The sequence below is a fragment of the Halomonas qinghailakensis genome (assembly GCF_025820815.1).
Lineage (GTDB): Bacteria > Pseudomonadota > Gammaproteobacteria > Pseudomonadales > Halomonadaceae > Vreelandella > Vreelandella qaidamensis.
Map to the genome: position 1 here is coordinate 2,064,599 of NZ_CP096973.1, position 24,002 is coordinate 2,088,600.

The 24,002-nt window shown below is 53.5% G+C and carries 22 protein-coding genes; 4 read left to right on the forward strand and 18 right to left on the reverse strand.

Annotation, left to right across the window (positions count from 1 at the left end):
- Window positions 1-92: 92 nt before the first annotated feature.
- Window positions 93-1,019 carry a phenylacetic acid degradation operon negative regulatory protein PaaX gene (gene paaX / locus M0220_RS09725; protein ID WP_030070891.1) on the reverse strand — a complete coding sequence of 309 codons (927 nt, stop codon included), beginning with the start codon at window positions 1,017-1,019 and terminating at the stop codon, window positions 93-95.
- Between the two features lie 520 nt (window positions 1,020-1,539).
- On the opposite strand from paaX, the gene M0220_RS09730 reads away from it, so the two are divergent.
- The 3 genes from M0220_RS09730 (at window position 1,540) to M0220_RS09740 (ending at window position 3,287) form a co-directional block, all read left to right on the forward strand.
- The gene (locus tag M0220_RS09730) at window positions 1,540-2,067 is read left to right on the forward strand and encodes an AmiS/UreI family transporter (RefSeq protein ID WP_232222347.1); all 528 of its coding nucleotides are present in this window, start codon (window positions 1,540-1,542) and stop codon (window positions 2,065-2,067) included.
- A gap of 216 nt (window positions 2,068-2,283) precedes the next feature.
- The gene (locus M0220_RS09735; RefSeq protein WP_264017499.1) at window positions 2,284-2,667 is read left to right on the forward strand and encodes a histone-like nucleoid-structuring protein, MvaT/MvaU family; all 384 of its coding nucleotides are present in this window, start codon (window positions 2,284-2,286) and stop codon (window positions 2,665-2,667) included.
- 191 nt (window positions 2,668-2,858) lie between these two features.
- Window positions 2,859-3,287, forward strand: coding sequence for a DUF1090 domain-containing protein (locus M0220_RS09740; protein ID WP_030070885.1), 429 nt, complete (start codon window positions 2,859-2,861; stop codon window positions 3,285-3,287).
- A 38-nt stretch (window positions 3,288-3,325) separates the two neighbouring features.
- Here the strand turns inward: M0220_RS09740 and M0220_RS09745 are convergent, their stop codons facing one another.
- The 10 genes from M0220_RS09745 to M0220_RS09790 form a co-directional block, all read right to left on the reverse strand.
- Complete coding sequence (locus M0220_RS09745; protein ID WP_030070883.1) at window positions 3,326-3,673, reverse strand: carboxymuconolactone decarboxylase family protein; 348 nt, start codon at window positions 3,671-3,673, stop codon at window positions 3,326-3,328.
- A gap of 163 nt (window positions 3,674-3,836) precedes the next feature.
- Entirely contained in the window at window positions 3,837-6,947 is a 3,111-nt protein-coding gene (locus tag M0220_RS09750) for an efflux RND transporter permease subunit (RefSeq protein WP_264017501.1), read from the reverse strand.
- Entirely contained in the window at window positions 6,944-8,191 is a 1,248-nt protein-coding gene (locus tag M0220_RS09755) for an efflux RND transporter periplasmic adaptor subunit (RefSeq protein ID WP_030070879.1), read from the reverse strand. The genes M0220_RS09750 and M0220_RS09755 overlap by 4 nt, the downstream gene beginning before the upstream one ends.
- A 129-nt stretch (window positions 8,192-8,320) precedes the next feature.
- Window positions 8,321-8,989 (reverse strand): aspartate/glutamate racemase family protein, encoded by a 669-nt coding sequence (locus M0220_RS09760; RefSeq protein WP_264017502.1) that lies wholly within the window; start codon window positions 8,987-8,989, stop codon window positions 8,321-8,323.
- A gap of 18 nt (window positions 8,990-9,007) precedes the next feature.
- Window positions 9,008-10,294, reverse strand: coding sequence for a TRAP transporter large permease (locus M0220_RS09765; protein ID WP_264017503.1), 1,287 nt, complete (start codon window positions 10,292-10,294; stop codon window positions 9,008-9,010).
- Between the two features lie 49 nt (window positions 10,295-10,343).
- Window positions 10,344-10,856, reverse strand: a complete 513-nt coding sequence (locus tag M0220_RS09770; RefSeq protein ID WP_030070873.1) for a TRAP transporter small permease — start codon at window positions 10,854-10,856, stop codon at window positions 10,344-10,346.
- Window positions 10,857-10,866: 10 nt separating this feature from the next.
- Window positions 10,867-11,877, reverse strand: coding sequence for a TRAP transporter substrate-binding protein (locus M0220_RS09775; protein ID WP_264017504.1), 1,011 nt, complete (start codon window positions 11,875-11,877; stop codon window positions 10,867-10,869).
- A 210-nt stretch (window positions 11,878-12,087) separates the two neighbouring features.
- Window positions 12,088-12,936: a MurR/RpiR family transcriptional regulator gene (locus M0220_RS09780; protein ID WP_030070869.1), complete on the reverse strand. Its 849-nt coding sequence runs from the start codon at window positions 12,934-12,936 to the stop codon at window positions 12,088-12,090.
- Between the two features lie 109 nt (window positions 12,937-13,045).
- Window positions 13,046-13,234, reverse strand: coding sequence for a hypothetical protein (locus M0220_RS09785; RefSeq protein WP_264017505.1), 189 nt, complete (start codon window positions 13,232-13,234; stop codon window positions 13,046-13,048).
- A gap of 87 nt (window positions 13,235-13,321) precedes the next feature.
- Window positions 13,322-14,248, reverse strand: coding sequence for a YihY/virulence factor BrkB family protein (locus tag M0220_RS09790; protein ID WP_030070867.1), 927 nt, complete (start codon window positions 14,246-14,248; stop codon window positions 13,322-13,324).
- Window positions 14,249-14,678: 430 nt separating this feature from the next.
- On the opposite strand from M0220_RS09790, the gene M0220_RS09795 reads away from it, so the two are divergent.
- Window positions 14,679-15,605, forward strand: coding sequence for a LysR family transcriptional regulator (locus M0220_RS09795; RefSeq protein ID WP_030070865.1), 927 nt, complete (start codon window positions 14,679-14,681; stop codon window positions 15,603-15,605).
- On the opposite strand, the gene M0220_RS09800 is transcribed toward M0220_RS09795, so the two are convergent.
- The 7 genes from M0220_RS09800 to speB form a co-directional block, all read right to left on the reverse strand.
- On the reverse strand, window positions 15,598-16,368 hold the full coding sequence (locus M0220_RS09800) for a M15 family metallopeptidase (RefSeq protein WP_264017506.1): 771 nt from the start codon (window positions 16,366-16,368) through the stop codon (window positions 15,598-15,600). The genes M0220_RS09795 and M0220_RS09800 overlap by 8 nt on opposite strands.
- Window positions 16,369-16,373: 5 nt before the next feature.
- Window positions 16,374-17,651 (reverse strand): TRAP transporter large permease, encoded by a 1,278-nt coding sequence (locus M0220_RS09805; protein ID WP_264017507.1) that lies wholly within the window; start codon window positions 17,649-17,651, stop codon window positions 16,374-16,376.
- Window positions 17,651-18,169 (reverse strand): TRAP transporter small permease, encoded by a 519-nt coding sequence (locus M0220_RS09810; RefSeq protein WP_264017508.1) that lies wholly within the window; start codon window positions 18,167-18,169, stop codon window positions 17,651-17,653. Before M0220_RS09810 ends, M0220_RS09805 begins: the two co-directional genes overlap by 1 nt.
- 95 nt (window positions 18,170-18,264) lie before the next feature.
- Complete coding sequence (gene dctP / locus M0220_RS09815) at window positions 18,265-19,296, reverse strand: TRAP transporter substrate-binding protein DctP (protein ID WP_264017509.1); 1,032 nt, start codon at window positions 19,294-19,296, stop codon at window positions 18,265-18,267.
- A gap of 326 nt (window positions 19,297-19,622) precedes the next feature.
- Window positions 19,623-21,710, reverse strand: coding sequence for a TonB-dependent siderophore receptor (locus tag M0220_RS09820; RefSeq protein ID WP_404813833.1), 2,088 nt, complete (start codon window positions 21,708-21,710; stop codon window positions 19,623-19,625).
- Window positions 21,711-21,830: 120 nt separating this feature from the next.
- Window positions 21,831-22,775, reverse strand: a complete 945-nt coding sequence (locus tag M0220_RS09825; RefSeq protein WP_264017510.1) for a helix-turn-helix transcriptional regulator — start codon at window positions 22,773-22,775, stop codon at window positions 21,831-21,833.
- Between the two features lie 176 nt (window positions 22,776-22,951).
- Window positions 22,952-23,998: an agmatinase gene (gene speB, locus M0220_RS09830; RefSeq protein WP_264017511.1), complete on the reverse strand. Its 1,047-nt coding sequence runs from the start codon at window positions 23,996-23,998 to the stop codon at window positions 22,952-22,954.
- Window positions 23,999-24,002 lie beyond the last annotated feature (4 nt).

Consider the following 24,002-nt stretch of genomic DNA (forward strand, 5'->3'; position numbering starts at 1 on the left):
GCTGTAAGTCTGGGATCAGTCGTCACCATCATGAACGGTATACGATGTGACGACTGATGATGTGACGACTGATAGAGCGCTCTCGCTAGCGCTTACTCCAACCCGCCAAAGCGCTGGTAGAAGCTAGGGCCGGGGGCTGGTAATGGGCCTTCGGCAGTTTCTAGGTGCCTGTCTAACCAGCGCTCAGCGCGTTCGTAGAGCAACCGATAGAGGTTACGGCAGAGCTGATGGGCGTAGCGACCTTCCCATGCGGTAGGGAGTAGTTCGTCAGGTAGCAGGGGATCACGCAACTGAACCTTGCGATACTCATGAATCAGCAGAGTGCGGGCAATAAAGCACTCCTCCTGACCCAAATGATTTTCTGCGTTGAGCGCATTCCACAATGGGCGAAACTTAACCAGAAACCGCTGATACAGCTCGGCGAGTTCGTCGAGGTTCCAGCTTTCTCTTACCTGTAGGCGCAGTGGTTTACTGGTCATGGGCTCCATGGCCTGTGTTTGCATCACAATTGTATCATCTGCCGCATCAAGCTCTTGCAAGGCCGCCGTCGTTTCCGCGCATGACAGCGTGGGGTGTGCCAGCACGCCTTGGGCAAAACTACCAAAGCCTAGCCATTCCAGTTCATCACGAATCTGCTGGCGTCGGTCTGCAGGCAATTGTGTTAGCAATGCCAGCGTCCACTGGCCAGACCAAGGGGGTTGAACACCGTGATAGACACGCTTAAAGGCCTGTTCAAAACGCCGCCGCCCAGGGCCACTTAACCGATAGTAGCTGCGACGCCCTACCTTTTCACCGCGTAGCCAAGTTTCATGGGTTAGCCGGTAAACAGAGGTGCGTACCAATCGTTCATTGATACCGATGGGCTCCACCAGTTTTGACAGACTGCCCAACCACACAGTGCCGCCCCGGGGAACGATAGAGTCGCCATAGACGGTAATGATCAGTGAACCGGCGCGAATTGGCCGACGCTTCTGGAAGTCATCAATAAGCGTAGCGACGCAGTCTGTAGCTGACGACATGGTGAACGTTGTTTCCCTTTATGATGAAGTTGTCGTAAAAACGACAGAAAATATAGCTGTTATAGAAGATTATCGTATCACGTTTTTTTATGCTTTGGCCTGCGTCATTGTTAGTGAATTATTCAGTATTGCCAAGGTAGTGAGAGTTGCATTTCGTTGCGAATTCTTATGAGGTTATAACCCTAATTTCAATGGCTAGGTGTGATCCCCCTGCTATACTCCTTCGGCTTTAAAATAGGGTTTTTGGGTGCCACTGCGGTTCTTCTTAGCCAGCATGGTGCGCTGTTGGGTTATGTCTACTGTGTTAAGAAAACGCGGCGTGCTTTGTAAGAATAAAAATAAAAGTAGATGGGCTTTGATGTCGACAAGAGTGTTCGCTGTGACTGTGCTTTTGGAAGCTAAACGAGCTGATCTAGACGAAGAGGAGGGCTATTGATTTTTATTAAACGCACAATGGAGTAGTGAAGTAGAAAAAAGAAATATCGAAAGCGCCAGAACACTCAAAAAAATAAAGACAGGAATGGTTGAAATGATTTTAGGGCTTACACTGCTATATGTCGGTGCTGTGCTGTTTGTGAACGGCATATGGCTGCTAGGAAAAGTAGGTGATAAAGAAGTGTCAGTTATCAATATATTGGTTGGTGTGTTGAGCTTTTTCATTGCTATCTATCTGATTTTTAGAGAGCCTAATAATTCTGCCGCTATCAGCGCTGGGGCATTTACGCTGCTCTTTGCGTTTACTTACCTTTGGGTGGGTGCCAACCAGTTTTTAAAAGCAGATGGAATAGGGCTTGGGTGGTTCTGCTTTTTTGTAAGTATTACAGCTGCATTTGTGGGGATCAACTCTATTGAAGACATCGGCCTTAACTTTGAGCTGTGGAATACACTTAGCTGGTTTGCATGGTCTGCTTTGTGGTTCAGCTTTTTTTGCTTATTAGCATTAGCGAAGAAAATACAGCGATCAGTCGCTATTTACACGCTGTTTTGCGCTGTTTTTACAGGTTGGATTCCTGGCGTCATGATACTGTTGGGTATAATAACTACTTAGTAATTCGTTATTAAATGTAAATAATGCTAAAAATATGTTCAGATTGCCTACACTGGCAAATAACGCAGTATATAATGGTCAAATAGGCTAAGCCTATTTATAAGCATGTTTGCCATGCTGACGTAGCGCTCTTGACATGTGGAAGCCACCCTTTGGCATGTTCTATCGGGCCATCAGATTATGGCAGTAAAATCAAAAGATTATGGAGATTGAAACATGGCATCCGTATTGAGCGATTACATCAAAAAAGAGCAGATGTTAAAGCAGCTACAGGAAGAGCTGCAAGCACTTGAAAATAATAGTGAGTTGAAGAAAGAGCTGGAATTCAAGGAAAAATTACAAGCACTCATGACAGAGCATGGCAAGTTAGCTCGCGATGTATGTGAAATGCTTGACCCTTCATATCGCTCCTCATCAGTTAAAGGTTCCAAAATAAGCAGTACCGACGGTCGCAAACAGCGCCCTTTAAAAGTATATAAAAATCCACACACAGGGGAAGTCGTTGAAACGCGTGGTGGTAACCATAAAGTGATTAAAGAGTGGAAGGCTGAATTTGGTAACGACGCCGTGGTAGGTTGGGTGATAGAAGAGCGCGCCTGATTTTTCATTCATCGCTCACTTGATTAGTGAGCGGTGAATAATTTTGCGTTATTGGTTTGGCTGGTCAACCTAAAAATTTGATAATAAATGAGTTTATTGGTCTTTCGATAGCTTGCCTGTGTTTAATATCCTTGCCTATAACCTCTGCCTTTTCTATACCGAAAGCACCTACAGCGCATTAGGAGTGAGTCATGAAAAAATTATGGTTAAGGAGTTTAAGTTTAGCGGTCACGGGTGGTCTTTTATTGCTGCCGGTAGCGTATATATCAGAAAGAGCGCACGCAGCAGATCGGTTGTGCGAGGATAAAATGCGGGGCTTACGTCAACAGCTTGAACACGCCCAAGCACACGATAATCACCACCGTGTTCGAGGTTTACAGCGTGCCTTGCACGCTATTGAAGAGAATTGTACGAATGAGCAAGTCCTTGCGGAGCTTGAAGAAGACATCCAGGAAAGTCAGCAAGAAGTGCGTGAGCGCGAGTTAGCTCTTGAGCAGGCGCTTAAAGAGGGTGATGAAGATGACATTCAGAAACGGCGTGAAAAATTAGCAGAAGAGCGCCGTGAGCTTGAAGAGCACACCCAGGAACTGAATGCGCTGCGCCGCCGTATTAATGAATAACTAATAACCTATCTACCACCCTCTTCACATCCTCTTTTTTAGTCTGTTTTTGAGAAACTATCGAAGGCCTCAAGCGCCTGAGCGGCATAGGTAAATGCAGGGCCGCCGCCCATATACATACACACACCAAGCATTTCCATTACTTCTTCTCGAGTTGCGCCTAATTCAGCGGCAGCCTTGGAATGAAAAGCAATGCACCCGTCGCAGCGTACGCTAATGCCTATCGCTAACGCCATTAACTCTTTGTGCTTATGAGAAAGCGCGCCGTCTTTGTTAGCTCCCTTTGCCATTTGGGTGAAGCCTTTGGCAACGTCAGGAATATTTTTGCCAATATCCTGCATAAGCGCTGAGAGGTCTTGGGTCGTTTTTTGCCAATCTTTATGCACGGATCTCTCCTAAAGAAATAGGTTCATAGCAATGTGTTCATAGCCACGTCTCCATAACGACGTGGCTGTCAGCAAAGTATAGATCTTTATATTCTTTTTAAGTATTAGTATATTCTGTTTTTATGATTTTGGTCAGATTTCAGTCGATAAACCACGCTAACTTTTAACGCGACGTTGCCCACCGTTGGCGGCCGTGCTCCACCCACGAAAGCAGCGCAGGGATAATAAACAGCACCAGCAGCGTAGAGCCACCCAGACCGAACGCGATAGAAGTGGCCATAGGGATCAAGAATTGGGCCTGCAGCGATGTTTCAAACAGTAGCGGCAACAGGCCGCCAATCGTTGTCAGTGATGTGAGCAGCACGGCCCTGATTCGTTGTACAACGGCTTCATTGAGCGCGTCGTTAATGCCTAAGCCTTTATCGCGCTGTTGGCGATAGAAGCTGACCAGAATAATGGCGTTATTAACCACGATGCCGGATAGCCCAAACAGGCCGAAGAGCGACAAAATCGTCAGGTTGATCCCCAACGCCCAGTGCCCCAGCAGGGCACCTACCAGGGAAAAGGGGATAATTGCCATCACGATCAGTGGCAGGGTCCAGGACGCAAATACCCAGGTTAAAACGCCGTACATCAAGCCCAAGCCAATCATCAAGCCCGTGCGCATATCCGCCATGGTTTCACGCTGGTCAGCAGCACGCCCCTCAAAACTGGTGGTCAGAAAGTATTCACGCTCTAAACGAGGCAGTAGTTCGGCGGAGAGGCTTTCTAGCACCTGTTCTGCTGACGTGGTTTGACTGTCAATCTCAGCGGTCACTTCAACGGCCAGCTGACCTTCAGCATGGCGTAAGGTTTCGAACCCTTGGCGGTGGGATAAATCCATCACTTGAGAGAGCGGCACCTGACGCCCATCCGCTAGCGTCACCGCTAGGCTGGAAAGGGTAGATAAGCGCTCGCGTTGGTGCCTGGGCAGTTGAACGCGCACTTCGATTTCATCGGCTCCGGATTGATGTATCTGCACAATCTGGCCATCAAAAGCAGTACGTAGCTGGCTACCCAGGTCGTCAGTGGTCAGGCCGAGCGCTTGGCCATAGGCGTTAACGCGGTAGATCAGCTGCTCGCGCCCCCAGGGCATATCATTTTCCGTGCTGAGTACGCCGGGCAATCCAGCCATGGCCTCGCCGAGAATATCGGCGGCATGGCGCAGGCCCTCGGCGTCTTCACCGGTCAGACGGATATTGACATCCTTGCCCGGTGGGCCAGCGGCACGTTCGGTGATATTCAGATTATCTAACCCGGCCGGTGTTTGTATGCGTTCGCGCCAGGCGCGAATAAATTCCACATTGCGGACGTCGCGGGCATCAGGCGAGGTCAGCTCGACCATCACTGAACCAACGCCATCGCCGGTGCGTGCCGGTGCGCCGCCCGCCTGGGTGCTGCCGTAATGGGCAACCGCTGTGCGCACTAAGCCGCCGCCCATGGCGTCATCGGTTTCTTGCAAGGTGGCCTGCAGGTGATCGACAAAATCCGCCACTTGGCCACGGTGGGTGCCCGCCACAAAACTGGCGTTGGCATACACAATGCTGGATTCCGGCGAAGGAAAGAAGTTGAAGCCTATGCGGCCACCGGCCAGCAGCCCGGCAGTGACCAGCGTGATGGCCAGCGCGGTGGTTAGCGTAACGCCACGGTAGCGTAGCGAGCGTTGGGAAAAGCGCCGGAAGCGGCCTTCGCGGAACTGATCAAAACGCGCTTCAAACCCTTGGCGCAGCCGCTCAATACCACGGGCAGGACGCTTGGCCTTGTTAGCGGGTATAAACGCATTGCGCAGGTGTGCAGGCAGCACCACAAAACATTCCAACAGCGAGGCGATGAGCACGCAGATCATAATAATGGGAATATCGCCGAGGATATTACCAATCACCCCACCGACCATTAATAGCGGCATGAAAGCCGCCACCGTGGTGAGTGACGAGGCGACTACTGGCCATAGCATGCGGCGGGCTGCGCCGGCAGAGGCCAGTTTGGGGTCTTCGCCCATGCGATGGTGGGCGTCTGCGTCTTCGCCCACCACAATCGCATCATCGACAATCACCCCCAGTGCCATAATGAGAGCAAACAGCGACATCATGTTAATCGAGCCGCCAATGCCCCAGAAAACCCCTAAAGAAGCGAGAAACGCGGTAGGAATGCCGATGGCGACCCACAGTGCTACCCGGGCAGGAAGAAAGAAATAGAGCAGAATCACCACCAGCAGCAGACCGGTTAGGCCGTTGCCCAGCAGCAATGAAATACGCTCGTCGATCAGTTGCCAGGACTCATCGTAAACCGCTAACTCGACACTAGGCGGCAGGGTGGGGCGCGTTGCTGCCAGCCAGCGCTCCAAGTGCTGTGCGGCTTGAAGCGAGTCGCCGCTTTCCGCGCGCTGCAAAATCATCTCAACGGCGGGCTGGCCACGGTAAGTCAGTTCGACTTCCCCATCTCTTGCTTCCTGATGAATGAACGCGATGTCACCCAGGCGCAGCTGCAGGCGGTCATTACTGAGAACCGGCATGTCCTCGAAGGCAAGCGCATCACGGTGTTGTTCAAGCGAGCGCAGTTCCCGGGTGCTGTCTTGTTGCCCCAATAAGCCCGCCGGTAAGTCTCGAGACATGCCCTGCACCTGGGCGGCCACTTCCCCAAGCGATAATCCGAGCGCTTGCAGGCGTTCGGTAGGCACTTCGATACTAATTTGTTGAGCAGGAAGCCCGTTGAGCTGAATACGATCAATCCCTGCCATTAGCAGCGAGTCTTCAAAACGATGGGTTAGCTGGCGCAGTTCATGGGGGGCAAGATCGCCATACACCAACAGGCGCGCGACGGGTTCGTAACGCGCTTGGCGAGAGATCTCCGGCGGGTCAGCGCTGGCAGGAAGGTTCGTAAAACTATCGACTTGCTGGCGAATATCATCTAGCGCTAGTACCGGGTCGCTGCCTTCTTCCAGTTCCAAGGTGATATTGGCAATGCCCTGGGCCGAGGTGGAGGTCATGCGCTTCAAGCCATCTAGGCTGCGTAGCCGCTGTTCAAGCGGGTTGGTAATGCCCTGTTCAATGTCCTCGGCAGACGCACCGCTCCACATCACGCGCACGTTAACTACATCGAGCGCGAAGGTGGGGAAAAACTGGATATTCATGCGCGCAATACCTAGCGCACCGCCCAGTAGCATCACCAGCATGACTAGGTTGGCCGCCACCTTGTGGCGAACAAAAAAGCCGATAAAATCGCCGCGCTGGGTCATGGGTTGGCCTCAGCGCCAGCCAAGGGTTGGATGACCTCTACCGGCAGCCCGTGAACAGCGTTGGGCAGGTGGGTCGACATGATGCGGTCGCCTGCTTCCAACGTTTCAGCGCGCACTAATAGCCAACGCTCTCCGTCTTGCTGGGCTACTTCCCCCAACCGTTCGACGCGCTGACGCTCCAGGCGGTTATCGTGATTAATGCGATAAAGTAGATCAGCCCCGTGCAAGGCAGAGTAGGGCACGGCAAAGGCATTTTTCACCCCAGGACGGCGAAGCTGAACGGCCACCATGGCCCCTGGGCGCAACCCATGGTGTTGGCCCTGCACTGAGAGAATGGCTTCGGTGCCAGTTGGGTCGCTTTCCCCCGCTAAGCGCTCTAGTACGAAGCGCTGGCTGCCATTCGTGGCGGTGGCTTCAAGTGGTACACCGCTTGGCAGGTGCGCTTCAAGTTCCGCGTGATACGGTTGGGGAATTCGGGCGCGTAGTTCCAGGCCATCTAACGGATAAAGCGATAGCAAGGCGGCGCGCGGGGCCACATCGTCGCCTTCAGCGACTTGCACCCGCGTCACGCTGCCAGCGAAGGGCGCGTGAACACGGCCACGCTCCAGATTGCGCCGCGCATCGGCCGCTTGCACCTGAACCCTGGCCAGGCGGGCTTCCAAACTGGCTAGCCGAGAAGGATATTCGGCAATAGCGCTTTCCCGCGCTGACACATTCAGCTGGGCACGAGCGACGGCGTCGCGGGCCGTATCGACGTCTGTTTGAGACGTCAGGTTACGTCCTTCCAGCGAACGATTGCGTTCCAATTGGCGGTTAGCGCTGGCAAGAAGAGTGCGCTCTTGGGCTAATACCTGGCGGTTATTCTCATGGCGGATGCGCTCGTTTTCCAGCTGAGCCTGAAGGTCAGCAAGTTCAGCCTCGGCTTGGCGCAGCGGCGATGATAGGTCGTCTTCATCCAGTGCTACGAGCAGCTCACCCTGGGCTACCCGCTGGCCGTCGCTTACCGGCCGCTGAGCCACCCGCGCTTGAACCGGCGCTACTAGGGTGACCATGTCCGGCGCGACCACTTCCCCGAACAGCGAAAGCAGTGGTACATGTTCACCAAGAGAAACGGTCAACGCCTCAACGGGCCAGCGGCGCTCTTGAGCCTCCACGGGAGCTGGCTCAGGGCGTGTGTAACGCAACGCCATAAAGCTGGCAATGCCAAGAATGAGAATCACCAGAGGGAGAAAGCGCTTTAGCATAAGGATATCTGCATAGAGAATAAGGCGTGCTCATCATAACTTGCTAAGGCGCTTAAACGTACCGATAGAGAAGAATATTGCGACAATACAGCGCAGGCGAATGGAATATAAATAGCATGTGCTGTCGCGCTATTTGTCAGCCCTTCCACCAAAGAGCTGCAGCGAACGTTGCAGCTGCATAGCCGCCATGGTCGCATCAATGATGGGTAGCGGCAGCGCGGGAGCAATACGCAGCGCCAGCCCTGCTAACGGCCCCCCTGCAAGAATAATGCTGCGGCAGCTCCCTTGCTGAGCCACCTGCTGGCAAAGAGCCTGCAGCGCATCGGCTGTGGTGGCCTGGATCTCGCCGGGGTCATCAGGTAGCGGTGTGTTGATAACGTGAATACCGCTGAGTAAATGCTGCATTTGGTAATGTTCCACCATCGCTTGCATTGAAGGTACTACCGCCGGGGCGAAGGAGACGATCGCAAAGGGCCCGCCCAATGCGGCGGCAGTTAATAGTGATGCGTGCCCAATGCCCACCACTGGGCAGGGCAGAAAGGCCCGCAGGGCATCTGCGCCAGTGTCACCGAACGACGCAACAATAACGCCATCCAGAGGCGACTCTATGCTGCGCACTGTGTTGACTACTGCCTGCTCAGCGAGCCGAGCATCCGCCTCACTGACGATGAGAGGCGGCGCACCGCTAGCCTCGACGGCGAGTATTTCATCATTCGCGTAGGCAGCCATACGAGCTGCCGCAGCGATATGTTGCGTCACGCTGGTCGACGAGTTCGGGTTGATGACCAGAAGTCGCATAGAGCTATCCTTATCCGTTTAAAGAATGACTGATGGCAGCCATAGCGAGAGCGCTGGAAACACGTTGATCAGCGCAAGCACCACGAGCATGGCAGCGAGGAACCACATCAAGGCTGGAATGATCGCGCCGATACTGATACGTGCAATCGAGCAGGTCACCAGTACCACTGAGGCCACCGGCGGTGTCTGTTGGCCGATACCCAGGTTAATCGTGACGATTAGGCCAAAGTGAACGCGGTCGATACCTAGTTGGTCGGCCAGCGGTAGGAAGATGGGCACCAGCATAAGGATGGCCGGGGTACCGTGAACGATAGTGCCTGCCAGCAAGAAGAAGACATTAATCGCCAGTAACACAACCCAGTAGTTATCAGAGATGCCGAGAATTCCTTCGGCAATTTCTTGGGGGATTCCCTGGTTAGTCATGTACCAGCCAAGCAGCGTCGACGTGGCGACAATGAACATCAGCATGGCGCTGCGCTTGCCCGCTACCCGCAGGGTATCGAGCAGCGAGCGGAAAGTTAACGAGCGGTAATAGAGCGTGGCCAGAATGATCGCCCATAGTGCCGCTACGGCACCCGCCTCGGTGGGCGTAAAAATGCCGCCTAATATGCCACCAAGAATAAGGATCGGCAGGGTGATGGGAATAATGGCTTCACGGCCGGTGCTGAGCACGTTCTTAATATCGAATTTGCCTTCGATAGGGTAGCCTTTGCGCACCGAGATAAAGTAAGCCGTTAACATCAGTGCAAAGCAAACCACGAACCCTGGAATAATCCCCGCCGCGAAGAGCTGAGCAATAGAGGTATCAGAGACGTAAGCATAGAGGATCAGATTAAGGCTCGGCGGAACGATGATCGCCATGGTCGCCGAGGTAGCGGTAACCGCTGCGGCAAATGCAACGTCGTAGCCACGCTTCTTCATCTGCGGAATCATTACCGAGCCGATTGCCGCCGCATCTGAGGTGGCGGTGCCGGAAATCTCGGAGAAGAACAGCGACGTCAGTATATTGACGTGGGCCAGGCCACCGCGAATATGGCCCACCAACGAACCTGCAAAATTGATGAGGCGTTCCGCGATACGCCCTTGGTTCATCACTTCCCCTGCAATCATAAACAGTAGCGCTGCCACCAACAGATAGTTGTTGGCCCCGCCGAACGGAACCATCCCCATAATCTGTGGCATTACGTTGGGGTCGAGCATGATCATGATCATCGCGGCCACACCCAACACAAAAGCGATCGGCATGCCGGTGAAGAGAAAGATGACCAGCATCGTCAAAATGAGATAGGCGGGATCCATAGGCATCAGTCGGTCTCCGGGTTCGTCAAAATGAGATAGGCGGGATCCATAGGCATCAGTCGGTCTCCGGGTACAGGTCAGTGGGATGGACTCTGCCGTTGATGAGGCCGATTAACCGCCAGGCCGAGATGATGGCGATCAGCGCAAAGCCCACTGGCATCGCCCAGCGGAAAAGCGCCAAAGGCAGGTCGATGGAGATCAACGAACGCCCATGAAAGCCCTGGCTTGCCAATGAGCCGTAGTAGAAAACAACCACCGCGAAGGCCAGCATGAAAGCGTGGTTAATACTTAGCACAATGCGCTGCCAGAGCATTGGCATCAGCCGCAGTACGCTGTCAAAACCGAGATGTTCATTGATTTTTGTTAGATAAGCAGCGCCAATGAACGTAAGCACTGCCAGTACATTGGCTGGCAGTTCTTCACCCCATGACACCGACGAGTTGAGCACGAAGCGTGCGAACACGGCGTAGTTGAGCAGTACTAGCAACACACCTGCCAGCAGGATCACTAGCGCATCCAGCAACCGTAGCACCCACTGTTCGATAAGCGTAAAAATGGACGGTGTCATGATGGCGTCCTCAGCGGTTGCGCATGGTAGTCAACGTGGCATCGATCATGTCCTGACCGATGGCATCAACGAATACCGGGTCCTCATAAAGCGGCAGGGCGGCTTCTTGGAAGGCAGCAAAATCGACGTCGTTGATCTCAAGGTACTGTTCCAGTTCAGCTAATACGGACGCATCGGCTTCATCGCCCCAGGCGAAAGTCCAGGATGTCATCTCAGTGGCCACTCGTTCGAGCACCTCAAGATCTTCGTCGGCAAGACGGTTAAGGAAGGGTTCGCCGAAGACAAGGAAGGTCGGTAAATAGATATGATTGGAAACCGATAGGTACTCTTGCACTTCATAGAGCCGAGATGACATGGCCACGTGAGCGGGGTTCTCTTGCCCATCAATAACCCCCTGATCAAGTGCGGAGTACACTTCGCCAAAGGCGAGTGGCGTGGCATTAGCACCAAGCGCATTGAACATTGCCACACGCTGACGGCTGTTGGGGGTGCGAATGCGCAGACCGTCGAGATCCTCGGGGGTAATAATTGGCCGCTGTTTGTTGGTGATGACGCGGAAGCCGTTGTCCCACATTGCCAGTAAGCGCATGCCGGTGCCATCGAAGCCCTCACGCAGCATGTTGCCGGCTTCGCTATCAATAAAGAGAGCCACATCTTCGCGGTTCTCGAAAAGATAGGGCAGGTCGAAGATCGAGGTGCGGGCATTGAACTGTGTAACGGCTGACGCTGCTAATGAAGCATGGTGGGTTCCCATACCAAGCCCTTGCAGAACATCTTCCTCAGTGCCCAGAGTGCCGCCCATAAACAAACGAACATTGAAGCGCCCTGGAGCCTCGTCTTCCAAGCGCTCACTGAACTCTTCCAGGAAGGTATGAGCGAACGAGCCGGTGGGTAATGTGTTATTAATTTGGATCTCGATAGGATTGGCAGCGGCCAAAGGGGCATTTGCAAGTGCTGCCAGCGCAGTGGCTGTCACCAACTGCTTTAAGGTAAAACGAGAAGAGTAGCGAAGTGTCGGCATGGGAATATCCTTTATAGGTGTCGGAGATAACGGCGTAACACCAAAAGAAATCCATATTTCATGCCATGTTAATATGAAAAATATTTTTCATATCATATTACAATTGGTTACCGGCGGCTGGGCATATTAGCCCGCCACGTAAAGCCATCTCGTAAGACAATTAGTTGCACAAAAAGTGGGCGGTTTTTAGCTTACTTGCACCACGCAAGATCACTGGAGCTCATCAAGCGCCTCATGAATCGCCTCAATACTGGTCATGCGATGACGCCCCTCAGCACCCGATAGCTCAATAACCCGTGTGGCTAGAAAATGACACATCGACAGCACCGCCACATGGTTGAACAGCGGCCCTGGCGCCGCCGTGCGACACACGGCGTGCCAGCTAACTTGGTTGTTCTCGGGGGCGCTTTCATCGGTGATGTACAGCACGTTAGCGTGGCTGCTGGCGATTTGGGTCAGTAACGTATCCAGGTCTGCTGTGCGGCGTTTGAGGCCAAACAGGATCACACAGTCGTCTGACGTCATACTGACCAGGCTTTCCGCCAGGGTTTCCCCGGCTCGTGGCAACAAAGCTGTATTCTCAATTACTTGCATGATCTGCCAATTGAGATATTCAGCGAAGGGATGGCTACTACGAAACCCTACCACCCATACCTTGCGAGCGGACAGCATCGCGTTGGCCACCTCATCCAACATCGACTGAGAGAAATGCTGGCTAGCATGCTCCAGGTTCTTGATACCTTGATGGATATGGCGATAAAGCAGGCTATCACTACGGTCGTCTTCGTGACCTTCTACCCTTAGCAATGCCGCACCCTCTTCGCGATTGTCGCGGACGTGCTGGCGCGCCTCTTCAAACGAGCGATAACCAAGTTTTTTAACAAAGCGCGTAATAGTGGCATTGGAAACGCCAGCCAGATTAGCAAGCTCCGTTGCGGTATAGCTGGCCAACTCACCAGGAAAATTAAGGATGAATTCAGCCAGACGCCGCTCAGTAGGATGCAGCGTCGGCAGCGCCGCCTTTACCAGGGTCACAAACGATGTTTTTTTTGCATTCATGCGCTATTTCCAGCACCAAAACCACGTTAGGTATGATCGTCTAACCCTTATAGCGTCCGTTTGCCAGTAACACTAGACGCTAGTGCTCAACAAGTCGCGTATAGATGAACTATTGAAAGCGTGTTTCCACCTTAAACGCCACTATCTGCCGTTCAACACTGGAAAACTCTATGCCAATTAGATGAATGGGTTGGCCGCTGGAGTCGACGCTCATGATAATGCAGTCTACCATGCCGGTAAGGTGAGGTGACGGCCCCCAGCCTTGGCGCTTAAGGTTTGTAACAAGCTCAACTTTCATGGGCTCACCCTTAACCAGACTAATAGTGACGCTATAGTGTCACTTTTCGAGCGGGGCCATCACGCTCGCCATCACTGGTGGCTAGGGTTAATCAACGTGGGTAATAGGTTGGCGGTCGGGGTCTATATACCAGGGCAGGCCAAGGCGTGTGTTGCGCTCTAACTCGGCAATCACCTGGGCACCCAACAATAAAATGATGGCACCGACTTCCAGGCTGAGCAGCACGATCACCAGCGTGGCGAGCGAGCCGTAAACGGCATTGACGAAGGAGAGGTGGGTGAAGTAGTAGACCAGTAGCAGCCGTACGCCTTCCCATAGCAGTGCCGCTACGAAGCCACCAATGACCGCGCGGCGTAACGCGATACGCACTACCGGCAGCACCTTATAGATAGCACTGAAGAGTAAGAAAACCCCAGCAAAACTGAATATGTTAAGTACCGGTTCGGAAAGTCCTGCAAACGGTAGCTCGCGTTCAAAAAGTGCCATCACCAGCGTATTAAGCGAGCTGGCTAAGGTAACCACCAGCGTTAAGGCTAGTAACCCCGCGCCAAGCACCAGCATAAAAGCGTAAGGCAGCATCACCGATACCCAAGCGCTGCGCTTGATATGGGGGCTGTCTGGGGAGTGGAAAATAATCGCTAACGCATCTTCGAGCATGCGAAAGGCAAAGGAGCTGAAAAGCAGCAGAATGGGAAAGCTAAGAATGCCGATAACGTCGCGGGACTCCAGTAGGCCACGAACGGCGTCCATCAAAACCTCGGCATGGGCCGGTGCTAAGTGGCGGGCTTGTACGGCAAGAACGTTAAGTAAATGCTGCTGGTCTACCACTTGCGTTAACAGCACGACCAGTACTGCAAACAGCGGCACGATGGAGAGCAAAATATTGTAGCCCACACCGCCAGCCAGCAAGATGCCGCGATTTCTTAGGAAATGGCACACTACTCGCCAACTAAATTGGGTCAGCCGAGGCAGCAGGAGAAGTATGGCATTGAGTACTGTTTGGTTACGACCCATTGCTTGCTGTTCTCCTTGTTTGCCAGTGCTATGGCGGTTTGATTGTTAATCAACAATCAGTGCTTGGTAATAGCCTGACGCACGCGCCAGCAAAATGACAGACAATGATAAGGCCGACCCGCCAGAATGAATTGCCCGATGGCTCAATAATTGATGAGTAATCCCCATTTAGAGAGGACGCATTCAGTCGGTCACGACAACACGTCTGTTAGATTATCGGCAGGTCTGTCTAAGCCAGGCGTTTTGCTGACCCAGTTGCCATAACGACGTTAAGCTCGGTGCCATCTACGTGAGCGGCTAATAGTAGGAAAGGCGTTAAGGATTAACTTGCCGCTCTTGGCTTCTCGTCTAACGAGCCATTATTCTATTTTGGTGGTGTCTAATAAGTAGCTAGAAACACCGCTTTTTCCCTAACGGAGACCGTTAACACATGCTTAGCCAACGTGCCTTGGCATATCTCAACGAGGTCATTCGTCGTGGCTCATTACGCCGGGCAGCCGCCCATATCCATGTGGATGCTTCCGCGATTAGCCGTCAGCTAAAGGCCTTGGAAGAGGAGGTAGGCGTGCTGCTTTGCGAGCGGCATGGCAGTGGAATGCGTGCCACTGAGGCGGGGCGGCTGCTGATACAGCACTACCACGCGCAGAGAACGTCTGAAGAGGCGGTGATTTCCCAGCTAATGGCCATTCAAGAAATGGCACGGGGCGAAGTGCGTATTGCTGTTGGCGAGGGGTTTGTTGCGGATTTAATTGCGGCACCCCTTGAGGCGTTTATGTCGCGTTTTTCTGGCATCAATGTTGAAATTCGGATGGCTGGGGTGAACGAAGCTATGACGCTGGTTAAGGAGATGGAGGTTGATTTAGCATTGCTTTATGCCCCGCCGGTCGACCCGCAGATTCACTGCCATGTGGAGACGCGACAACCATTAGACTTAATTGTGCCGCCTGGGCATACCCTTAGCCGCCTTTCCCGTGCGGCTACCTTGAAAGATATTGAGCAGTGGCCACTGGCTTTGATGGATAACCCTTTTGGCATGCGTCAGATGGTTAACATGGTGGCGCATCAAGAACGCCGCTACCTGAAAGCTCGTTTACACACGAATTCGGTGGCAGTACTTAAGAACTTTGTGCGCTCTGGCATTGGTGTGACCTTTATGCCGGAACTAACGGTAGCGGATGAGATAAGCCGCCAAGAAATTATTGCATTACCTATGAGTTACCCGGTGATGAGCGGTGCCAGAGCGCAAATCGTTAGTTTAGAAGGGCGCAAGTTGACGGTGGCCGCAACCACCTGCGTTGAGCACTTGCGCCAGGGGATGCGCTTTTTTTCCTCAGATGCACCGAGGCTTGTTAGCTAATTTGCCGCCGCCAGCGGTTTTCAATCGTATCCAACTCTGCGGGTCCGTAGCAGGCTTGGCGATGCCCGCCGTAATGGGCCCACAGCTGGTCGCCGAGGTCGAAATGCCACCACTCGCTGGGTAGGTTGGTAAACCCTTGTTGCTGCATTGCGTGATATAGCAAACGGCGGTTATCTCTCACTTGTTGCTGAGAGGGTGGTAATTCGCCTAACTGCTCAAAATGATCGGTATGTGAGGCAGGAATCGCTTCATCAAAGAGGGTTCCCATATCAAGCGGCAAGCCATCGGCATCACACAGGGTCACGTCGACTGCTCCGCCCGTTAAATGTGGGCTAGGGGCCGCAGGGTCACGGCTAGGAAGCGACACAAACTCCCGCGTGCGGGCTAATAGCTCATCTTCTGAGGCGTTAGGGTGGTTATGGTGAATGGCTTCATGCAGCGTATCAAACAGGTATTGCTGAACACGCCATGGACGCCAACCATCCAGCACCAATAGGTGTACTCCTGGGGGTAAGCTTCTTGCTGCCGCCAGTAGCGCACGATATACCCCTTCGCGCACAAAGCATTCCGGTATCGCGCCAGGAATCCCTAAGCGCGCGTAGGCAGGGAATACCTTAATCGGTGAAGGCGCTAGGCTCATAGGTAGCAGGCGTTCGCCGCACTCTTGAATAGCAATGTGGCTAACATGCGGCCACTCCGGCCCTGACAGGCTCGGAATGGGCGCTAGGTCGGCACCGTAAGCGTTAGTAGAAATGGTGTGCATCTTAATTATCCAAGGAGCTGGGGCAGCCAAAGAGTCAACGGGGGAAAGAAAATTAGCATCAATAAGACGGCAATGGCGGTTAGCACGAAAGGCCAAATCGTTTTGAATAAAGAGACAATCTCTATTCGGCTAACGGCGGCAGCAACAAACACGCAGGCACCCATGGGGGGCGTAATAAGAGCAATCGTAATGTTAAGGGTAATAATGACCCCTAGGTGGATAGGGTCTATACCTGCCATCATTGCGACCGGTGCAAAAATCGGCGTCAGCAGCATAAGGGCGGAGACTTCCTCCATGAACATGCCTGTCAGAAAGGTAATCAAACTTAATAGTAGTAAGATGATGACAGCATTATCCGCATAAGGCGCCAATAAGGTGACAAATTGCTGGGGAACCTGGGCATAGGAAAGCAACCAGCTAATGGTGGCAGACGCCGCCATGATTAAAAAAATTGCCGACGTTAGTTGAGCCGTGTCTTTTATGGCTTGCCAGAACTGTGGCAGTTGCAATCCACCTAGCAGCACGCCACATAGGGCGACATAAAGCGCCGTAAGTGCACCGGACTCCGTGGGTGTTACAAAGCCCAGAACAATACCCGCCACAATGATGACCGGCGCTATTAGTGCAGGAAGCGCCACCAGGGCTGCAATGCTGAGCGCTTTCAGGCTAGGGAGCTCACCTTGCTTAGGCATGCGTTTTTTCCAGGCATACCACGCATTCATGCCCATAAACGCAACCCCTAACAGTAGGCCCGGTACCACGCCCGCAAGGAAGAGGTCGCCCACTGAGGTGTTAGTGAGGGAGGCATACAAAATCATAAAGATACTGGGAGGAATGATGGGCCCAATCAATGAGCTACCGGCGGTTAAGCCTGCGGCAAAGGCGCGCGAGTAGCCCTCTTTTTCCATCGCGGGTACCAGCAATGAGCCAAGAGCCGAGGTATCCGCAACGGCTGAACCGTTAACCCCGGCGAAGAAAACACTAGAGACAACGTTTACATGCCCCATGCCGCCACGCATATGCCCCGCCAGCAAGCGCGCTAAACCCATTAACCGTTCGGTTAGGCCACTTACGTTCATTAAGTTACCGGCTAAGATAAATAGTGGAATTGCCATTAAAGAAAAGGAGTTGATGCCACTAAAAAACTGTTGCGGCATCATGCGAGGGATCATGGAGGGGTCAACAAATATAAAGCCGACAATGGCAGTAGTTAACAGCGCAATAAAGAGCGGCAGTCCCAAGAGAACATGGACAAGGAAAACGCCTAACATCGTGATAATCATTAAGGACGCTCCTGATTATTCTCTGCCATGGTGTTTTGATCGGTTAGCACGGGTAACGGTGCCGGGCCATGCCAAAGCACATGCCAAGCAAGCAGAGCGAATCCGATAGGTACAGACATAAGTGGAATCGTGCGGCTAATTCCCAACCCCGAAGTGGTAAACATGCCAACCGAAAGTGCATAGCGGTAACTTACCCAAGCGCCACCCACCGCGATACCGAGTGTTAACAGCCATTGATACAGATTAAGTACGCGCACTAGAGGGGTGGGAAGTAAACGCTCTATTAAGGCCACGCGCATGTGGCTTCCTTCTACCCACACGGCCCCTGCCGCCACCATCACGGTGCCAATAATTAGAAAGCGCGATAGTTCATCGGTCCAAATAGGCGCGCCACCGACGAAATAGCGCATAAAAACGCCATATAAAATGATCGATAAATTGGTAAACAAGAGAACTGAGGCCACACTAATGGAAAGCGGCCGACTGATCGCTAGCATGCAATGTCGTAGTGCGTGCATGGAGAATCCTACCCGCAAAGAGTCACAAAAGATGAAAAGGACCGGTAAATACCGGCCCTTTAACTACCGTTGATGCAGATTAATGACACTCTTAATTAATCGAGCAGGTCACTCATACCAGCATCTTCCAGTGCCATGTCGATCCAGCGCTGGTCGATATTGCGCTCGCTTAGCCACTCAAGATAAGCAGGCTGGCCAATTTCCCGGAATGCAGTAAGGTCATCCTCAGAAGGGCGGATAACTTCCATACCTTGCTCCTCTAGGTAAGCGATGCGCTCATCAACTTTGGATTCGTTATGCTCACGCGCCTGCTGATTCGCTTCGGCCACTGCTTCCATAAAGGCGTTGCGGGTTTCTTCTTCCCAGCTTTCAATCATTTGGCTATTGCCGACTAAAAACTGGTTGGAGTACTGAATGTTCGCAAGTGTTAAGTAGTCCTGCACTTCGTGAAGGCTGCCTAAAATGATGTACATCGGCGGGTTCATTTGCCCATCAGCCACTCCGGTGCGCAGCGCCATATAGACTTCAGTCCACGGGATGGGGGTGCCTGATGCGCCGAAGGCCTCGTAGAGAGCTACTTGGCTTGGGTCCATGGCGCGAAAGCGTAAACCTTCAAAATCATCAGGGTGTGAAATGGGCTTTTTATTGTTGGTGAATGCGAGGAAACCGCCTTCTTCAACGACAGCGAGCATGTCGATACCCGCACGCTCTTGAAGGGCTTTTTCTACCTCCTGCCAGTAGCTGCCCTCATCAAAGAAGCTACGCGCTGCGTCAAAGTCATCGAATAGAAACGGGATGGCACTCACGAAAATTTCATCGACTAGCGGCGAGACGCCCGCGAAGGAGGCAACATTGAGCATGGGTGAACTCATTGCCTGCTCCATACGCTCTTGCTCTTCACCTAGCATGCTGTTCGGGTAAAGCTGTAGCTGAATCTCTCCGTCGGTTTTTTCTTCGACAAGCGTTTTCAGATTAGCAGCAAAGACATGTACTGCGTTTTTATCAGCATCTGGGGCGCCGTTGTAGCCTAGATTAATCGTTGTCTGTGCTATCGCCTGACTAGCAACCAGCGAGCTCCCTAATAGGCAGGCTGTGGCGAGTGTTGTCATCGAAAAGTAGGGTTTCATTGTAGTCTCCTGTGTCCTCTTTAACGCCCATAGGGCGTTGTGCCCATAAAGTTACTTTTTTTATTCATTGCGTTATGCCGATCTTAGCAAGGCGTTGCTCGTAGCAAACTAGAAACGCCTTTATATACTGAACCGGCTTCATTAGCAGACTAGAGGTTGATATGTTGACTATGCAATCCTCTATCTGTTGTTTTTATTGCAACGCTTAGGGAGACGACTGCTGCCAACATGGTTAGGTTTACTGGTGCAGGTGCGGCATCAGCCACAGTAGCAGTGGGGCACCCAGTGCTACTGTGGCTAATTGGTTGTTAGCATGTAACGGGTTATCAGAAAGCATAATGAAATGAAGCGGTGACGCCGCGTTCGGCACCGAAGTAGCAGAAGTTCAGGTCGTAGCAGGAAGCCACGTACTCTTTGTCCAGCAGGTTGGTGACGTTGAGTCGTGCCGACATGTCCGTGAGGCCCAGGCGACCCAAGTCATAGCCTAGGGTAGCATCGACTAGGGTGTAGTCTGGCACCGTTTCGGTGTTGGCGTCATCGGCTTGGATATCAGCGTGATAGCGAATGCCAAGCCCCGTATCTAAGCCAGCAAGTGCGCCGGATTGAAAGGCATAGCTGCCCCACACGGCGAGCTGGTGGCGTGGTATCTGGTTGTTGCGGTTGCCTTCATTGGCATCGCCGGTTTTCTCCAGGGTCACGTCGGTGTAGCTGTAGGCGGTTTGCAGGGAGATAGCATCGGTCAACTGATGATGCGCTTCCACTTCGACCCCTCGGGACTCTATCTTGCCGGTGGCGCGGTGGAAGGTTTCGTTGGGCAGCTTGGTGGAAACATTCTTCTGGGTGATATCGAATAGGGCTACGTTGTAACGATCTTGTGTGCCGGGTGGCTGATACTTCAACCCCAGCTCTACCTGTTCGCCTTCAGATGGCGCCAGTAGGTCGCCGTTTTGGTCGGTGGTGCTATTGGGGCTGAAGGAGGTGGTATAGCTGAGATAAGGCGCTAGGCCGTTGTCAAAGTGATAGAGCAAACCGGCGCGTCCGCTAAGCTGTGTGTCATCCAGTGTGCTGGCGGAACCGCTATCCGGGTCGGTATTGGTGATATCTACCCAGTCGTGGCGCAGGCCTAGGTTGGCGTACCAATTGCCAAAGGCCATTTGGTCTTGCAGATAGAGACCGGTCTGTTCAAGCTCTCGGTGCTGGCGTGTTGCCGGGTACATCGCACTGGGGTCATCGCCATAGTGGGGGTTGAAGGCATCAATGGTCGGGAAAGCGCCCGAGGTCCAGGTGACGTCATTGTCGCGCTGCTGATAATCAAGGCCTAACAACAGGGTATGGTCGACACCGCCGGTGGAAACACGAGCCTCTAGCTGGTTGTCGACGGTTAGTGCATCAAGCGACTCGTCACCGCCAGAGTAGTAGCGGTTGAGCTCGGTGGCCGAGGCCCAGCCAAAAGCATAAACCTGATCTAGTTCGACACTGGTTTCGGTGTAGCGCAGCCGTTGGCGAGCACTCACCGCATCATTGAAGTGATGTTCTACTTCATAGCCCACCATGACCTGATCACGTTGGAATTTTTCAAAGGCTTCTTCACCTTCAAAGAAGCTATTTGAGATGCGTCGGCCGTTGCGATCAATCACAGTGCCTTCATAAGGAAGACCTGCGTGATAACCCCCTTCGGGGTCATGCTGCAAATAGGCATGCAGGTTTAGGCTAGTGGCATCGGTTATGTCCCAGGTTAGCTGGGGAGCAATGGCGTAACGCTGCTCTTCTGCTGGGCCGAACTGAGTGTCGGCGGCTCGCGCCAAACCCGTGAGGCGGAAAGCGAGGCGGCGCTCGGCATCCAGCGGGCCGGTAATATCGAACGCGGCGCTGCGATTGGCGTGGTTGCCGAGGCGTAGGCGCAGCTCGCCGCCAGGTTCAAATTCTGGGCGGCGACTAGTCTGTGCGACCAAACCACCGGGAGAGGCGCGCCCATAAAGCACGGAAGCGGGGCCCTTGACGACCTCGATGGATTCTAGGAACCAGGGGTCGACCGAAAGTGAACTGAAGGAGCCTCCATCGCTCATGACTTTGAGACCATCGAGGAAGGTGTTGTTGATGCTGCCGTCGGCGAAGCCGCGCAGCACTAGGTAGTCATAGCGGTTGGAAGCGCCCAGCTGGTTGGTGAACACCCCCGGCGTATAGTCGGCGGCGCGCTGAACACTTTCGGCTCCACGGGATTCCCACTGGCTCCGCTCGACCACTGAGACGGCCTGAGGCGTCTCTATGAAGGGCGTCGTGGATTTGGTGGCAGCGCTGGCGGTCACCGTTAGGGTTTCGAGTGGCTCGTCGGCGAGTAGTGGCATTGAAAGTGGCATGGAAAGTGGCGCAGAGGCCAGCGCGATGGCCAGGGTTAGGCGATTTAGCTGTGGCATGGATGCTTCTCAGTGTGAATACTTTTGGTAATGAGAATTGTTCCATTTTGTTGGCGTGCTGAGTTATGCGTGCTGGGCGATTTGCTATGTGTAGGACGCAGGTTGGGGTTGTTAATGGTGTTAATGGCGTTTCGTCAGGCTGCTGGGCTTCGTCAGACTGCTGGGAGAAACACCAAAGGCCCGACGGAAAGCGGTCGTAAAATTGCTGGCATGACGATAACCGCTCAGGTGGGCGGCTTGTTGAATGCTATGCCCATCAAGCAGTAACTCTCGGGCTAGCGTTAGGCGGATGCGACGCAGGTAGTCGATAGGCGGACAGCCGTAGGCAGTTTTGAAGCGACGCACCAGGGTGCTTGGGCTCATCGCGGCGCGCGCCGCTAGCACCTCTAAGCAATACTCCCGTTCGGGGGCTTCCTCAAGCAGGCGGCGAACCAACTCCAGGCGGCTGGGTGACGCCGTTGCCTGAATGCTTTCGCGGGGCGGTGCCAGCCCCTGAGCCAGTAACTGCAGCGCTAACCCCTGGAAGAGCAGCCGTCGGGGTAGGTCCGTCAAAGGCGAGCGAAAACTCTGCTCTATAGACAGGGTCAATGGTGGGATAAGTGGCCATGTGCGAGATGGCGCTGTCGGAAACGTTTCGCCGCACCACTGGCGCATCGCCGCTTCGTCTAGTGATAGGCAAAGGGTCCGCAGTCGCTGGCCCTCGGGCTGGTAGGCGTCAAGAACTTGCCGTTCATCCAGGCGCACCGTATAGGCCTGTCCTGCCGTCAGCCAGTGCTGTTTTGTGCCCGAACCTAGCCGTACGCGTCCCTCAATGACGACCACGATCAGCCGCGCTGTCGTGCCCAGTGAGTGCGAAGCATAAGGGTGAACCACTTCGATATCGGAGAGCACCAATTCGACCCCAGGAAAGAGCACCATCTCTTCCACCCGGCCTTGGGCAACGGGTAGCTGGGCCACCCGCTCTGGTGGGCATGACGCGGCAGGAAAGCAATACTCAATGCGGTAGCGGTGGCCGTAATTGAGAAAATCCGCAACGGTCATCCGATAAATGCCAGCCCTTGCCATCCCCTCATCCTCTAGACGTTAGCGATAGACAGTAGCGATAGACAGTAGCGATACATGCCCTGGTGTCAGTGGCCTACTGCTGTCTTTCAGAACCGGCAGGGTATAAAGACCGAGGAGGCGTTGCATCACCGCAAAGGTCATAGCGCACCACGAAGAATAATAACCAGATAGTAATATTAATAAGAACCATTATCAATGCTGCTGTTCTTAGCACGATGATGCGCTGACGCTGTTTGCAGTTGATGGTTGGCGTCTACCTGTTCTGCTATTAAGCAGAGCAGCTCGTACATTAGCGTGGCTCCCAGCAGTGCGGTATTGCCGCTGGCGTCAAACGGCGGGGATACCTCTACGACGTCAGCACCGATCAGCGGCAGGCCACGAAAACCACGCACTAGCTGAAGGGCTTGCAGGCTAGTGAGGCCACCTACTTCAGGCGTACCGGTGCCAGGGGCGAAGGCGGGGTCAATGCTATCAATATCGAAAGATAGGTATACGGGGCCACTGCCTACAATACGCCGCGCTTCGGCGACTACTGCCTCGATACCTAGGGTATCGACCTCCTCCATAAACATAACCCGCATGCCGGTAGCGGCCGAGTAGTCCCAGCCCTGGGGGGTATTTTGGGCTCCACGAATACCGATTTGCACCGTGCGTTTTGGGTCAATAAGACCATGCTCACAGGCAAGCCGAAAGGGGCCTCCGTGGTGAAATTTCGAGCCTTGAAACTCATCCCAGGTATCGGTGTGGGCATCGATATGAATTAACCCCACCGGACCATTGGTGGCTAAGCCACGCAGAATAGGGTAGGTGATGGAGTGGTCGCCACCGGCGCTAAGGGGGATAACCCCTGCCTTGGCAATCGCCGCGTAATAAGCGGCAATATCATCAGAGACGTGTTCAAGATCGTAGATCGATGAAAATCGTACGTCGCCAATATCGGCAATGCGTGCCTGGGCAAACGGGTCAGTTCGGGTAACGTGATGCAGGCTACGCATCATGCTCGACTGGTTGCGAATTTCACGAGGGCCGTGGCGGGTGCCAGGGCGATTGCTCACCCCGCCATCAAACGGAATGCCGATCAGTGCAATATCAAGTGCATCTAACGAATCGGCTAGCGGTGCCCGTAAGAAACTGGCGATTTCTCGATAGCGTGGTTCCTGGTGCGCGAGGTAACGTTCGCCGGTGGCTGCATTGCGGCGAGTCCCGTCTGTGCCCTTGGTCATTACG